At 59.1% G+C, this 15,289-nt stretch carries 10 protein-coding genes and 1 pseudogene; 5 read left to right on the top strand and 6 right to left on the bottom strand.

What is annotated here, in order from left to right; translation table 11 throughout:
* Entirely contained in the window at window positions 1-690 is a 690-nt protein-coding gene (locus D3250_RS09395; RefSeq protein ID WP_119903143.1) for a hypothetical protein, read from the top strand.
* A 23-nt stretch (window positions 691-713) separates the two neighbouring features.
* Window positions 714-1,904: a signal recognition particle-docking protein FtsY gene (gene ftsY / locus D3250_RS09390; protein WP_119903142.1), complete on the top strand. Its 1,191-nt coding sequence runs from the start codon at window positions 714-716 to the stop codon at window positions 1,902-1,904.
* 109 nt (window positions 1,905-2,013) lie between these two features.
* Here the strand turns inward: ftsY and D3250_RS09385 are convergent, their stop codons facing one another.
* On the bottom strand, window positions 2,014-3,336 hold the full coding sequence (locus tag D3250_RS09385) for a mechanosensitive ion channel (RefSeq protein ID WP_119903141.1): 1,323 nt from the start codon (window positions 3,334-3,336) through the stop codon (window positions 2,014-2,016).
* Window positions 3,337-3,692: 356 nt separating this feature from the next.
* On the opposite strand from D3250_RS09385, the gene D3250_RS09380 reads away from it, so the two are divergent.
* A complete protein-coding gene (locus D3250_RS09380; RefSeq protein ID WP_119903140.1) occupies window positions 3,693-4,931 on the top strand; it encodes an ammonium transporter in 1,239 nt (412 codons plus the stop codon).
* Window positions 4,932-5,066: 135 nt separating this feature from the next.
* Here the strand turns inward: D3250_RS09380 and D3250_RS09375 are convergent, their stop codons facing one another.
* The 3 genes from D3250_RS09375 to D3250_RS09365 form a co-directional block, all read right to left on the bottom strand.
* Window positions 5,067-6,128, bottom strand: a complete 1,062-nt coding sequence (locus D3250_RS09375) for an ATP-grasp domain-containing protein (protein WP_147383520.1) — start codon at window positions 6,126-6,128, stop codon at window positions 5,067-5,069.
* Window positions 6,121-7,266: an ATP-binding protein gene (locus D3250_RS09370; RefSeq protein WP_158583119.1), complete on the bottom strand. Its 1,146-nt coding sequence runs from the start codon at window positions 7,264-7,266 to the stop codon at window positions 6,121-6,123. Before D3250_RS09370 ends, D3250_RS09375 begins: the two co-directional genes overlap by 8 nt.
* A gap of 189 nt (window positions 7,267-7,455) precedes the next feature.
* Window positions 7,456-8,691 carry an MFS transporter gene (locus D3250_RS09365; RefSeq protein ID WP_225973257.1) on the bottom strand — a complete coding sequence of 412 codons (1,236 nt, stop codon included), beginning with the start codon at window positions 8,689-8,691 and terminating at the stop codon, window positions 7,456-7,458.
* Between the two features lie 323 nt (window positions 8,692-9,014).
* Here D3250_RS09365 and D3250_RS09360 point away from each other — a divergent pair, with 323 nt between their 5' ends.
* Window positions 9,015-10,454 carry an ATP-binding protein gene (locus tag D3250_RS09360; protein ID WP_119903136.1) on the top strand — a complete coding sequence of 480 codons (1,440 nt, stop codon included), beginning with the start codon at window positions 9,015-9,017 and terminating at the stop codon, window positions 10,452-10,454.
* A 199-nt stretch (window positions 10,455-10,653) separates the two neighbouring features.
* Here the strand turns inward: D3250_RS09360 and D3250_RS09355 are convergent, their stop codons facing one another.
* A complete protein-coding gene (locus D3250_RS09355) occupies window positions 10,654-12,618 on the bottom strand; it encodes an acetate--CoA ligase family protein (RefSeq protein ID WP_225973305.1) in 1,965 nt (654 codons plus the stop codon).
* 270 nt (window positions 12,619-12,888) lie between these two features.
* Window positions 12,889-13,686, bottom strand: a pseudogene (locus D3250_RS12210) (CapA family protein); the annotation flags it as partial.
* 705 nt (window positions 13,687-14,391) lie between these two features.
* On the opposite strand from D3250_RS12210, the gene D3250_RS09350 reads away from it, so the two are divergent.
* The gene (locus tag D3250_RS09350) at window positions 14,392-15,240 is read left to right on the top strand and encodes a hypothetical protein (protein WP_119903134.1); all 849 of its coding nucleotides are present in this window, start codon (window positions 14,392-14,394) and stop codon (window positions 15,238-15,240) included.
* Window positions 15,241-15,289 lie beyond the last annotated feature (49 nt).

Genomic DNA, 15,289 nt, shown 5'->3' with positions numbered 1-15,289 from the left:
ATGACTAAGAACACCCAGCCCGAGAGCCTCGACCTCGCCGATGCCTTCGAACACGACGGTGCGGAATTCGAGCTGGCCGCTACGGATGGTATGACGACGGATAGTGCCCCCCAGGGTGACTCAGCCGAGGAGCCCACGGATGATGAGATCCTGCCCCCAAGTGACCTGGGGGATAACGCCCACCAGGTGGTAACCGCCCTGCTGGGCCACCAGCAGGACCTGGTGGCAGAATTGCGCAGTGTTTACGAGCAGCTCGAGCAGGTGCGCCAGGTGGAGTACACGGCCCTTGAGTCGCGAGTTCAAGATGCTGAGGCCACCGTCTCAGCCGCTCCCTCCTCGAGCGAGCTCCAAGAACTGCTGACCCTGTTGGAGAGCGTGTCGTCGTCGCTGAAGGAGCAGGAGGAACGGCAGAGCGGATTCGAGCAGACTCTGCGTGAGGCCGAAAGTGCGTATGCCACGCAGCTGGCCGAGCGGGATGCGGGGATCGCGGCCCAGAACGCTCGGATAGACCAGCTTGAGATTGCCATCACAGCGGCGGCTGAGTCCGGCGACTCCGCTCATGACAAGCTGGAGGTCTTGGCTAAGGAGACCGAGTCCAGCCTCCTGTACCGGATGGGTGAGCGTGTCTCCCCCGCCGCTCAACAGGCACGGAACGCGCTGAACACGATTCGCGGCCGCTTCAGGAGATAACCTCCTGTGCGAGACTGGAGTGCGTGGAAACCTCAGTCTTTATTACGTTCATAGTCCTCAGCGCCGTCCTGCTTTCCCTCCTTGGGCTGTTCCTGGTCAAGGGCCGCCCGCTCTCCCCCGGAAAGAGGCTCAAAGAGTTCCCGGAGACCCGGGATGCGGATGACCTTCCCCCCGGGGCTCCCGATGAGCCCGACGGGGCCACCCTGGTCGCGGACCGCCCCGAGGGCACGCCTACTGACCTCGATGTCGAGGCGCCGGAAGCACCCGCCGAGACGGTCCTGGATACGCCCGAGGCGGCAGAGACCCGATTGGCTCGCCTGCGCGCCCGGTTAGTAAAGTCAAACAACATCTTCAGCAAGTCGCTGTTGGCCCTGCTGAGCCAGGATGAGATCGACGACGACGTCTGGGACGAGATTGAGGAGATCCTCCTCAGCGCAGACCTCGGTGCGGACTCCACCTTTGAGCTGGTGGACACGCTGCGCGAACGCGTGAAGGTTGAAGGCTCTAAGGATCCCGCCCGGGTGAAGGCCATCCTCCGGGAAGAGCTGATCGAACTTGTCGATCCAGAGTTCGACCGCAGCCTCGCGGTAGATGTGTCAGGCCGGCCGGCCGTCGTCATGGTGGTCGGGGTCAACGGTGTGGGCAAGACCACCACAGTGGGCAAGCTGGCGCGTGTGATGGTGGCCAAGGACAAAGATGTCCTTCTCGGTGCCGCTGACACGTTCCGTGCGGCCGCCGCTGAACAGTTGACCACCTGGGGTTCCCGGGTCGGTGTGCCGACGGTTTTTTCGGATGTCGAGGGCGCAGATCCAGCCTCGGTTGCCTTTGAAGCGGTGGACAAGGCCACCGAGCTGGAGGCTGATGTGGTGATGGTCGATACTGCGGGCAGGCTTCAGAATAAGGCGAACCTGATGGACGAACTTGGCAAGGTCAAGCGCGTCATCGAGAAGAAGTCCCAGGTGGATGAGGTGCTGCTGGTCCTGGACGCCACCACCGGACAGAACGGTCTGAGCCAGGCAAAAATATTCTCGGAAGTAGTCGATGTCAGCGGCATCGTGCTGACAAAACTCGACGGCACTGCGCGCGGCGGCATCGTAGTCGCTATTCAGAAGCAGCTGGGTGTGCCGGTGAAGCTTATTGGGCTCGGTGAGGGTCCCGACGACCTCGCTCCTTTCGACACTGAATCATTCGTGGACGCCCTTCTGGAAGAGTGATGCGGGTTTCTCCGCGGCGCGTAGCGGCGCCCCGCTGACCTGTCTCACAGGAACCAGCGGGGCGCCTTCGCTGTATGGTCTAGGATCTGGTCAATTCAGCAGTCTGAGTTCAGCCTGTCGCGGGCCCACCTGCTGGCGGTGGTGGGGTCCCCGGTCCACCAGGAGGCCGTGGCGTCTCGGTCTCGCCCGGCGTGGAGCTGCCTGGCGTGGAGGCTGGAGTTCCTGGTCCGGTGTGTTTCTTCTCCATTCTGTTCAGCTGGCGGGCGGCGGCGTCGCGGCCGCCCAGGCCGAATGCCAGAGCGGCTGCCAGTGCGCCGCCAACCACGACCGCACCGAAGGCCAGGTTGATGATCGAATCGGCAATGCCCATGTACTGAAGGCCCATGGCCACGAACAGAGCCAGTGTGCCGTAGCGGATCACAGTGCTCAACGAGCCGGATCCGGCCGTGCGGGCAAGCAGGTTGGCGATGAAGAAACCAACACCGATGATGGCGGCGCCGAACAGGACCCGTCCACCCAGTGTGAGCACCTCATTGAGCAGGTTGGTGATCTCTGGGAAGTTCAGCGCCCGGGCGGCCATGATCGCAAAGAACAGGATGATAGCGATCTGACCGACCTTGGCGAGGATGGTCGAGACGCTGGCCTGCTGAGGCTCCACTCCCAGGTTGGCGGCAAAGCGATCTGTGCCGATGTTCTCCAGGGTGGTGCCCAGCAGGTTGCCGATGAACTTGGCGATCACCACACCAATTGTGAGAATCAGCACCGCGGCAATGATGGCCGGTACGGCGTTGAGGATCATGTCCAGCATGCCAGTGGCAGGATCCGAAATCGCGGCGATGCCTAGGACCTGCAGGGCGGAAATGGCCACCAGGATCACGATGATCGCGAACACTATGTTGGCTACGGTGGATGTGATGCGTTGGTTGATGTCAGCCGGATCAGTGTCGCTACCGGTCGAAGACTCGTAGCGTGAACCCTCCGCCGCCCTGCCGGCGCGCTGACCTGCGGACTGAGCACGCTGGAAGAACCCGTGGAAGTTCACTCGGCCCAATGTGGCTTCAATAAGCTGTCTGACTATCCGGGCCAGTACCCAACCTATGAAGAAGATCACCCCTGCCGCGATGATGTTCGGCAGGTACCCAAGTGCGACGTTGAGCATCTGCTGGACCGGCTGCAGCACCTGATCCATCGCAAACAGCTGCAGGATGGCGACAAGGCCGAGCAGCCAAATCACCAGCGCCGCAACTTGGCCGATCGCCGCTCCCAGGGAGGCCCCGCTTCCATCGCCGCGCTGAAGCGCGGGAATACGTTCAAACAGTTTGGTGATGGCCCACTTGACAGCTCTTGCTAACAACCAGGTCACTACAAGAATGACCAGCGCTATCAGCACCCTCTCAACGAGACCCAACCAGTCATATTCCTGAACGTCCATAGCTCCTCCTTCAATCCCCAGAAGCGGCACTGCGCGTGACGCATATCACATATATTACTTCTCTAGAAATCGGTGGTCTATGGCTCAGTCAGGGATTACTTGAGAGTCACGGAATCGTTTGTGCCCGCTCAGCGGAAAGAATTATTCAATTCATCACTAAATCTCGATGGAGAACCACTCCCCTGGTTCCGGGGGTGTCAGGCTGGGGCTGTCATCAAGATATTGAGATTTCACCGGAGAGATTTAACGCTCTTGAAACATTCGGGCACTCGAGGTGAAACACGTCAGGGAGAGCATGGAGCACAGTTCACGCCGGTGACGGTCATCGGTGAGTGACGTTTCCTGGAGGGAACCTGATGGAAGCTGATGTTATTTGGGTCGTGGTGGCCGGGGCGTTGGTCCTGTTCATGACCCCCGGTCTTGCACTTTTCTACGGCGGACTCACGCAGACGAAGTCCGCCGTCAACATGATGATGATGAGTTTCGCGGCGATGGGTCTGGTAGCGATCACGTGGACGCTGTGGGGTGATGCGATTTCCTTCGGCAGCTCTATCGGGGGGCTGTTCGGAAACCCGGCGGACAACTTTGCTGCTATGGCCTCGTTCGAGGCCGCTGGCGATGAATTGGTCTGGGTAGGCTTCGGCGGCACCTTCGCCATCATCACCACAGCACTGATCTCCGGCGCCATCGCCGACCGGGCGAAGTTCTCAGCCTGGATGATCTTTGTGCCGATCTGGCTGACCCTGGTTTACGCTCCCCTGGCCCACTGGGTGTGGGGTGACGGAGGCCTACTCGTGGAGGGAGGCCTGATTGGTGACGCGGTGGGCGAGGCAGTCGACTTCGCGGGCGGTCTGGTAGTGCACATGTGTGCTGGATTGGCAGCGTTGGCACTGGTTCTCGTGATCGGTCCACGCAGCAATTTCGCCCCCACCAAGCCGCACAACGTGCCGTTCGTGCTGTTGGGCGCTTCGATTCTGTGGTTCGGCTGGTTCGGCTTCAACCTCGGTGAGGCAGGCAGCACTGACGAGATCTCACTGAACTGGTTGAACACCATGCTCGCACCGGCGGCCGCGTTGACCGCCTGGCTGCTGACCGAGTGGGCACGAGGCAAGAAACCCTCCCCGGTGGGTGCTGCTTCCGGTATTGTCGCCGGTCTGGTAGCCATCACCCCGGCTGTGGCTCATGTGCAGCCCATCGGAGCGATCATCCTCGGCGCCATCTCCGGTACTATCTGCTGCTTTGCGGTGGACTTCAAGTACGGTAAGTATGACGACACTTTGGACGTAGTGGGTCTGCACTTCGTGGCCGGCCTTTGGGGCACAGTGGCAATCGGCTTGTTCGGCTACGAGGACATCTATGGCGAGGGACGCACCGGCCTGCTGGTCGGTGGCGGCTTCGAACTGCTGATCGCTCAGATCGTCGCGGTCGTCGTGACCCTGGTCTTCGCCTTCGGCGCCACCTACCTCATTGGGATGGCCATTCATAAGACCATTGGATTCCGGGTGGAGGACACCGTGGAAGAGACCGGCATCGACTCAGCTGCTCACCAGACGGAGGCCTACATCATCACTTCAGAGGAGCCAGCCACCAGGTAGCCCCTCGTTCACAGGTCATCCTTGGGATGGTCACTTGAACATCAAGAAGCCCCGAGCCCACATCAGGGTTCGGGGCTTCTCTGTGCCAAGCAAACCCACCCAGCCTCGGGTCGGACAGGAGATCCTCCGGTGTGTTCACCCAATTCTGGCTGAGGGCATGGTTTGGACCATGTAAGCTGCGGCGTCGTCGAACCCGAGGATGGCGCGAGTAATAATGAACCCAATTTGGGCTGCTGTGCTTTTCAGGTGCAGTTCGGCACCGTCGGTCATCGTGGTTAGGCCCTGCAGAGGGGTGGTGTTCCGCAGGTCAGTAATCATCGCACTCAGGGGTGGGGTGAAAGCCTCTGGGTCAGGGACGCCGGTGAATCGCAGTCTCACCACCACAGGGGATGTGGGCGGTGGCAATTCGACGCCAAGGTTCTGGGCGGTGGCCTGCACCAGCTTGTCGGCCAGTCGCAGTGCGGCCCTGGTGGAGCCCCCAGCGTAGTCGCGCAGATGTGGCGAACGCATCACCCGTTCCACCAGCGCCTTTCGCCGGACGTCGGTGTCCGTGAACCGGCGCGTCGAGATGGTCACCGCTGCGGTGTCCAGCCCTGGAATGGCCTGCACTGCGTCCACAGCCAGTTGAAGCAGGCTAGGGTCGAGGTCCTCCGGCTCAATAGCGCCGCGGTGGCCCTTGCCGGTGACTGCAAGTACCTGCTCGCCCTGCACCATGAACCGGAGCAGTTCTCCGGGGACTGTGCTGTGGACAAGCACCTGGTCATCGACTCGCTCCGCGACCGCGACAAACTCACCCTTGAAGGTGGCGACGTCGTAGGCGGTGCGGCGATGGACGCCGGACAGTGAGGAGACCACGGCAGGGAAGCCGACCCGTTGGGCGTAGGCTGCCGCGCTGGACTGGGCCCCTGGTGCGAATGCCTGAGACTGTGGGACCGGGATTCCGGAGCGGCGGAGCACCTGCCAGGTTCTGCGCGAGGTCTTTACCAGCCCTAACCCGCCGTAGGTGGCTCCGTAGGAACTGAGTTGGGTGAACGCCAGCGGCTGTCCAGGGTGACCGGAGCTGAAGACCACTTGTCCGGGGAGACTGGTGGTGGGCAGCTGCCGCGACACCAGTGCTGCCCGAACGCACATCGAATCATATTGGGCTCGGGTCAACGACCTTGCGCTGTGGACTCGTTGCACTGTCGGCTTAGGCATGAATGGTCTCCACCTGCCGGACGGGGACTCTGAGGCGGTTGTGCTGGATGAGTGCCAGCCAAACGGCAGCGTGGCGCGCGCCGCCCTGCAATTCTGCAGATACGCGACCCTGGCCAGCGCGGCGCATTCGGCATCGCAACCCCATTCTTCGAGCTTTGGCGCGCAGCCAGGAGCGGTAGCGCCAAGTGGCTTCGGGTGCCTCTATGGTGACCTCAAGGTCCAGAACTTCCCGGTACTCTCCCAACGGGAGGCCACTGCGTGCCGCGGATTCGGCCACCATCTCGCGCGCCACAGGCATCGGTGCACCGTATAGCGGATACTCGTGGGAATCGATGGCCGGCAAGGAGTTGATCTCACAGATGCCCGCGCGCTGTTGGGTCAGCGGCTTGCTGATGTCGGGCACCAGGAAGTCGACGCCCCCAAACCCGAGTCCCGGAAGGGCCTGGACGGCGCGAACGCTGGCTTCCAAGATAGAGCTATGCACCTCGGGCAGCACCTGAGCGGGTTCCCCACCCAAGTGAGTGTTGGAGCCGTAGGTGAACGTAACGACTCGGCCGCTACGCAGCACGCTGTCCAGAGTGGCGTCCTGCCGGGCCAACAAGTGCCGCATACGCTCATCGATGCGGATGGGTCGAGCCATCAGGTGGGGATTCCGTCGGCGCAGTTCTTGACGCCTTTCGATGAGTTGACTCACAGTGTGCTTGCCGTCACCAGTGATCGCACCTCGACGGCTGATCAGCGCAGATACGGCTCGATCCCCCACCACTATGATCCGGTAAGCCTCGCCCTCGATCTGCTCCTCGACAATGATGTCGTCGTGAGCATAGGCACTTTCGGCCACATCGCGGAAGGCCCATTGCAGATCCTCGGTGCTGGAAATGCCGGTCACGACCCCGTGGCCCTGGGCGCCGTGGAGCGGTTTGAGCACGACCGGGTATCCCAGCTCTTCTGCATAGGCGGCGGCTGCTCTGAGGTTGCCGTGGCCGAAGCACTTTCCGCGAGGTGTAGGTAGGCCACTCTGCTGCAGCAGCATGCGGGTGGAGTGCTTGTCGGTGGTCAGAGGGCCGGCAGGCCGTGAATTGAGCACTGTGCCAGACTTGTTGAATGGGAGACTCGGTCCATCTGTGCTGAACGCCATGAAGGTCTGCTCCGACGTCCTGAGAGTAGACAGCCCGAATGTCAAACATTCCCGCTCCAGCAACACCGTGCTCAAACCAGCATGACCCAGGTCACGCATCTGGTCCGCGAGGGGGTACTCGTTCGGCTCCTCCACGTATCCACCGTACCCTTCAGCTCTGCATTGTGGCTCAGGAGTAGGGGTAGGAACTCAGCCTTGGCCGTCCTCGTTCTTTGAGGGCAGAGTTTCCGGTGCCGTGGTCCAAGCTGCCGCGCCGATGAGCATGATCAGGCCGGTGATGCCGAACGCCCAGGCGTAACTGAGGTGGTCGACGAGGAATCCCGCCAACAGCGGGCCGAGAATTCCGCCGAGGTCTTGGGTCATCTGGAAGGTGGAGACCACCGGGCCCCCGTTACGTCCCTCTCCGACGACGTCAGCAATCGCGGCTTGCTGGGCCGGCACTATGAGGCCGGTCCCCGCACCAGCTATCAGGCTGAGGCCCAACAGCACCCAAGGCTCAGGTGAAAGTCCCAGGAGCCCGGTGGCGACCGCTGCCACGGTGAGGCCGATCATGATCGGAGGCCGGCGTCCCCACTGATCCGAGCGCTTAGCCAAAGTCAGCACCACTGCCACGTTTCCCACAGCGAACGTGGCAAGGGCAACGCCTGCCAATTGTCCAGAATCGATGACCCAACCCCCGCCAACAAAGGCAGAGGCGGCGAACAGCGGAACAATGGAGTTTCGGACCCCGAAAGTGGCCCAGCCGTTGGCGAACGCAGACACCAGTGCCGCGCGGTAGCTGGTGTGCTGCCATGCTTCTGCCAAAGTGGCCCGTTGACGCTGGTCTCCATTTTGGCGGTCTTCCAACCGGGACCTGCGCAACATGAAGAACACGAACGCGGCAGCAAAGATCAGTGCTCCGCCGTAAACCAAGAACGGTACACGCTGCCCGAACACCAGGAGCCCAGACCCAAGCAGGGGCCCAGCCACGCTGCCGATCAAAAATGCAGACGCGTAGGCACCAGACACCCGCCCGCGGATCTGAGGCGGAGCTTTCCTCGCGAGGAACGTCATCGCGGAAACGGTGAAGAACGTAGAGCCGATTCCGCCCAATGCACGAAACACGAGGAGAAGTTCAAACGTCGGCGCGAAAGCGGTGGCAATCATGGAGGCTGCCACAATCAGCAGTCCGATGACATACACAGGGGTCTCCCCCAGAGCCTGAGTCAGCTTGCCGGAGGCTGGAGCAAAAAGCAGACGGAACAGACCGAAGGCAGAGACGACGGCGGAGACAGCCAAAGCTGAGACCCCAAAGTCTGCTGCGTACTGCGGCAGGATCGGAGCAACGATGCCGAAGCCAATCGCGATGACGAAAGCCGACACGATGAGGACCTTCAGCTCACCCGGGATGCGGGGCGCAGAGGGATGTTCAACGAAAGTGCTCACATGGGATTCCCAACATAACCCTCTACCCATATCTTCCCATCGAGCACACAGAGCTTCCGCTCATGTCTGTTGAACGTGAGAACCCAGGGCTGGACGGACCCGACCCCGGAGCCAAAACCAAACCTCCCCAGTCTTCACGGGAATGGAGCCGACTCGACGAACAACAGATCAATCATGATGAAGATCCAGGTCATGCAGGGCTTAGAGGCACCTGCCCCGGGATGGTGAACGGCCGCTCTTGACTCGGCAAGATTGCGCATTGACAGCAGAAGCGCGCGATAACATGGCACGAGCCAGCTCCTAAACCAATGTGAAGGACCCGCATGTATGAGCAGTCAAGTTCCGCCGAGCCTCGATGGCCAGAGCATTTTCAACCCGATGTAGTCCGGCATGCTTTCCGGCACGCAGGGAAGCTCAGCAGCTATTGCCTTGCCCTCGAGGCATGGCGTAGGGGTCTAGATGTAACACTCTTTGCTCCTAACGCCACGGCGCTCGAAGTCACAGATGGCGAAACAACACGGCGTTTCGACCGGTCACGATCGGATCTCATAACAAACCAAGCCCAGAGAATAGTCGATAACAAACGGGAGACGACTGACTGGCTCCGCGCCCACAACGTCCCCGTCCCAGACTCCCAAGTCTTCGATAGTGCTTCGGACTTTGGTTCGGTCCTGAAGACAGCTCAGCGTTTCGGGTTCCCTGTGGTGTTAAAGCCAGTACGAGGAAGCCGCGGTCGCGGGGTGCTCTCTCATATCGAGAATTCCGAAGACCTTCAAGCTGCATATAGTCACCTCAGAGACGAGTTCGACAGGAAGCCCCTCTTACTAGAGCGTCACCACTTCGGCCATGACTACCGCGTCTATGTGGTCGGAGACCAGTACATCGCGGCTTGCAAAAGAATCCCTGCGAATGTCATAGGAGATGGCACGTCAACGGTTGCAGAGTTGATCGAAATAAAGAATTCAAAGAGGAGACTTAATCCATTTCTTTCAGGCGCAACAATTAAAGTTGACTACGAAGTAAAAAATAAAATATACGCTGCTGGTTACACGCTTGGAAGTATTCTGCCCAGCGGCGAACACTTGCCTCTGCGTTCGAAAGCGAATGCCAGTGCGGGTGGTGACGTTGAAGACGTCACAGACGCCTTGCCCGCGCGGATCAGGCAAGCTGCGATTGCAGCTGTTCAAGCTGTGCCCGGCTTGCCGGCAGCCGGCGTGGATATCCTTTGGGACAGTAATCCGGCAACTGCAGAAAGCAATGACTTTGTAGTCATCGAAATGAACTCTCGGGCGCATATCGGAGTCAACATGTATCCAACGTCTGGAAGAGGCCAGGATGTCCCCAAAGCGATTATCGACTCATACTTTCCAAGGAATCCGAGGCCTAGTGGGCAACACTTCGCTAACCTCATTTTCGACTTGAAAAGCATTAATGACCTACTTTCTAATGGCACTGCGCAATCAGTTACGCTGTACCCACCCGCAGAACATGGATTTCCTATACGAAGAATTTACACTTTAAATACGACTAAATTTATCAGCAGACGGTTCGTAAATCAGATATACAGAATGGCACGAAAGTTCAGTATCGTCTGCGACGTGACTACTTCTAATGGTTCATCGTGGATGACGCTCGGAGCTGGCGACACAGCATCCCTGAATGACTTTCTAGCAAGTTTCACGCACATCTCAGGCGAAGTGCCGCAACAAAGTTCCAGCACGGCGGGCCCCCTACAGGCCAGCTCGAGAGTTCCTCAATCATGAACTTCTGCCACAAGGATCCCTGCGCAAGATTCTCTCGAGCTTGGGTTACCGGAATTTTAGTAGCGACAAGTGTGAAGCCTACCTCTCACACTGATAATTGACCGTGCGCCGTCGAAGCACGGGGCCCGGCGGTGCCGGGCCCCGTACGCGGGAAATTTATACATTCGCGGCAATCGACCTTTAACGGCCAAGTGCTTCGTCAAGCATTCGATAATGCCCATACTGTGGGGCCTTCGGCTCTTTGTTGGATCGAGTCACCGCTTGTGATCAGAGCGCGACAGAATTCATCAAAATCCCCCGCAATGACGTGATCACTCGTTGTGTACCTTGGCTGTTGCATCAGACCTTCCACAAGGACTCCGCCCACACGGTTCGCCTCGACTCGTTTAGGACGAAGCACGAGATCGACCGCCGCCCAACGTAACTCGGGAATTGCTCGAACTGCCTTTACCGCTGCATTAGTTGCTTTTCTCAGAAGCGTTGCGTTCAAGGACCGCTGAAGGTCCTTTGTCGTGACTACCCATCCTCCCGTGGGCGTCGCTAGTATGCGCACACGCCAACCCGGCGGCCGCGCCTGAACCCACAACTTCTCTGATATGGATTCGATTCCCAAAGCTTCCTCGGCGGCTAGGGAGTGTGCGTCAGGTCCCACCCATGACGCTTGAATAGGCATCAGAACGGCGCTGGTGACTCGTCCGTCAATGAAACGTCGCAATTGTTGCGGGGATCGCACAGCGCGGGCCCGAACCCGAGGGACGTCCGCGTCACCTAAGAGTTGCATGACCCATTCGTGCCGTCGAATGATATGTCGAACAGCAAACCGGTCTGCGGGCGTCATTCCAGACTTCGTGATCCAGGTTCGAGAACCGTCAGGTGCCGTTACCACACCGATCACGGCGTTCTTAGACTGAAAGCTGTAGTTTTGACGTCCCAGCGACTCTATAAACACTTCTCCAAAACTTGTGTCACCGATCTCAGCCTTACCGTTAGCATGTGCCAACATTGGGATGGGACGGACTGTCTGTTCTGGGACCTCAGGCACTAAGCTAACTTGCGCAGGCGCGGCCTCAAGGCGGAGCTTCCACAAGTGTGCCCCGACGTCACGGGGCTCTCCATAGGTTGGAAATGTAGCTGAGGCGAACCCAGCGTTGGTGTTCACCTCAATTACGTAGGGTTTGCCAGTGCCCTTTTCAACAATTAAGTCGACACCACCCCAGCCAAGGCCCGGAATAGCAGCGATAGCCTTACTAGCCGTAGCTTTGAGATCCTCGCTCGTAACCTCAAGGGTCTGTTCAATGTCTGCGCCGACACTTAGACCGCCGACCTCGCGGACTGTGAGGGTCTGTGCTAATTCAGGGACACTTTCGAGATCGAGACCTTGACGTTCCAGCGCCCGGGAGGTAAGCCCGTCGATAGGTATGGGCGAGCCCGCTAGTGCGGGGTTCAGCGATCTCTGAAGGTTCTTGTCTTCAATGAGCTGCCGTAAGGTCGAAACACCATCACCAGTCACGTGCGGAAAAACGCGAGTATTTACTGCGACCGCTTCGTCTGGGGAAGCAAGAACACGCATTTCGGCTTCGATTTCGATGTGTTGCTGCACCATGACTTCCGCGCGATGTTCTCGCGCTAAGTGGAACGCATCGCGGATTTCCTGGTCCGTCGTTAAGCCAGTTGATACTCCTTTACTCTTGTTACCATTGCGAGGCTTCACGACGACTGGGCCCGGAATGGATGCGGCCACCTCCACGGCTTCTTCCGGCGAGCCAACAACAGCTGCAGACGGTGTGGCGACACCATTTGCTTCGAGAAGCTCCGCAGTCAGAAGTTTGTCACCGACGATGTTGGACCCTACGGCTGATTCATGTGCGGCCGATCCTTTGATGAGAATCTGTCGGCCGTGTGACTCAATCCGGGCCACCGCATTCGTTAGCCATTCCGTCGAACCCCCGTCGGCTTCGGCTGCGAGCGAGACCAAAGATGCGCCCCGATGCTTGTTCAAGGCGAGCATCTTGTCTTCGAACTCTCGTGTCGGCCCGCGCAATGGCCATTCTCCGGGATCGCTCTTGACAGGAAGATCTTTTAGTCGCGAGGGACGTTCCTTCAGCGGCCATTCACCAATTTGAAGTTCCAGGAAATGCCCCAAATCGTCTTCTCCGAAACCCATTGCAGAGTTCTTGAACCGCCAGGGTCGAATAGGCCGTTCCGCTAGTACGTGCACGAGCCTGTCGAATTCGTCTTTCCCAACTGGTACGGCTTCAGAACTGCGGGCCAGCGGGTCTGGCCGGACAGGATAGAGGCGCAAAGTAACGAACCGTCTACCGTCTACGAGAGTGATATCCAGCATTGCCCAAGCGCTGAGAGGCGGCGGGGTTGATCCTGGAGTTATTCCCGTCTCCCCGACCCTATTCGCATAGTTGCCCCGACCGACTCCATAGACTATCCATCGCTCCCGTTTGCGGTGAACCTCCTGCATGACGTCACCACCATGCCCTAGTACAAGGTCGTAATCCTTATCTAGGAACCGGTGCGCTAGTTCGTATTGCTCTGCACTTCGCCACGAAAAGCCAGTGCTCCAACTCGGGACCGCAACGTGTAGCGAGTCTTCTGGAGCAGAGGCAGCTCGGGCAGGGGGCACATCATGTCGTTCCAGCAAGGCACATCCGGCCGAGTTACGGCGGGCGTACCTCGGGGTGTCTCCCTCGCCTCGTCCTGGACCTCGGTGAGTGCCATGGAAATGTATCTCACCGCCGCCAACCTCGGGAGGCAACACCAGTCGGTAAGGGGCTCGTGCCTCATCGGTGTTATCACCCGCACCGAACCAGGAAATGTTGAGCTCCCTCAAGCGGCCCAGCGTTTGCTTTAGGGTCGTATCTGCTGACCCGAGTGGCGAGGCATTCGCCAAATTTACGGCTTGCACCCCCAGACTCCGTAATGTGCCCGCTGCATTCTCCGTCTCACTGTGTGGGGGCTGCATCATGGATGTCCCATGCGAGGGGGACGTGCGCACCGTCGGTCCTTCGAGGCTTAGTAGAACTGCGTCACTTGCGTCGGCAAACGCCTGGATGTAACGACGGTGCGGACTACGCCGCGGGTCGTTGGTGTCCCTCGAGTGCTCAACGAACCTGTCACCTAAGCCATAACTACCCAAGATCAGGACCCGAAATTTGTTCACGATAGACGCTCGCGTCTCACTACGATTTTCACTCCTTGGTAGGCTACCTGACTCAAGCATCATGGACTGAGAGGAATTCGAAGGGTCACGCCCATTGGAGCCAATAATAGGCTGAATGGGGTTCGAGGCGAGGCCTCAGGCTGAGTTCCCATAAGAAACCCTCTCTCCCAAGAGTGGCACAAGGTTTGGTCCCAACGTAGATTCCATCAACGTAAGGGGCTGCCACAAGGACTGATTTTTGAGCAAGGCTGCGTTGAGCATAGCTTCAACACGCGGCGGTAGTCGAACATTGTTGGTCGGTCACTTACACTTATTCAGGCGTTCGGGGCGTCTCAGCATAACGTCGGCTAAGTCGACGCAATGAGACTACACAGGCAACAGTGCAAATTAGGACCAAGAGGGGACCAATTGGTAGTGAACAGTACGGGAGAGCCTTACGTAGAGGTCGCCGGGTTTCAGGTGCCCTCGAGGCTCATCGACGGATACCAGGTCCATCGTGCTGCACTGTCGCGAGATTTTGACGTCCTATCCCTGCCAAGACAGGTCCTATTGGCAGGTACATCAGGTGCTGTACCGGCGGAAGTGTCTTTTGCCCATGGCGTTCCTGAAGCCTCAGGGTTGTCGGCAGTCACTTTCGCGCAGGATCGCCGATTAGCCAGAGCGCTTCTAGAGCGAGCAGCAGTGCCAAAATCTGCGGGCGCGTCGTTTTCCTGGCGCAGCATATCCAGAGCAAGACGTTATGCGAATAAGTTGGGCTACCCTGTCGTGCTCCGCGAGGGGGTAGGCGAAAACCCGGTGCGAGCCATCCATCACATTAATTCGGGCGAAGAGCTCCGCGCGGCATTCGCCGAACTTCGCAGACGTGACAAGGCTGACCGGACCCCCGGCAGCAACCCGCACATCGCTGGTTATGCCACAACGCGTCTGACGTTCACGCATGACGAGGAGGGCAACGAGGTTGCTCCCCTGCGCTCCCGCATGATGGTTGAGGAAGACGTTCCTGGAAGCACCATCCGAGCGTTTGTCGTGGGCGGAGAACTAGTGGCAGCTGTCGAACTTGATGAGACGCAGGCTACTGGGGTGAAGGACAGAACCAATGATCTCCCAACGGAATTGACTCAGGTTTTAGTAAGAGCAGCGGAGGCCATACCCGGACTGGCTTGTGCAACTGTAGATGCAATACACCGTCGTGACGCCGACTCCACACAAGTTCAGGACTTCGTTGTCATAGGGATCTCGGAACGCCCTCGTATCGAGACCTACCTAACAGCAAGTACTGATCTTGACGATGTCCTAGGAGACGCCCTCTTGGGGTTCCAAGCTCTTGAGGCCGGGCTTTCGTTGGGGCCCGTGGTTGACACCATTGCCCGTCCCCTAGAAATCGAAGGCTTGCGTCATGCCGACAAGGTTGCCGATGAGTTGCCACAGGTTGCGAAAGCGCACGGAATCACACTCGAGGTTCATAGGGCTGACTCAGTGGCTGGTGACATCGACGCCTGGGCCTCCGGAGCCCCTGCGGCTATCGCTGCTCTGGTCGAGCTCCTCATGGCTGGCTACCTCGTTGACGACAAAGCTGCCGCAGTAAACTTCTCGAAGGAAGCGCCAAGTGACTGAACTCCACACGTCTGAAAATAGTGTTGCTGAGGACACGACTAAGCTGAAT

Origin of the sequence: Nesterenkonia natronophila, assembly GCF_003595215.1 — a bacterium.
Classification (GTDB): domain Bacteria; phylum Actinomycetota; class Actinomycetes; order Actinomycetales; family Micrococcaceae; genus Nesterenkonia; species Nesterenkonia natronophila.
This window is presented reverse-complemented; position numbering and strand designations above follow the sequence as displayed.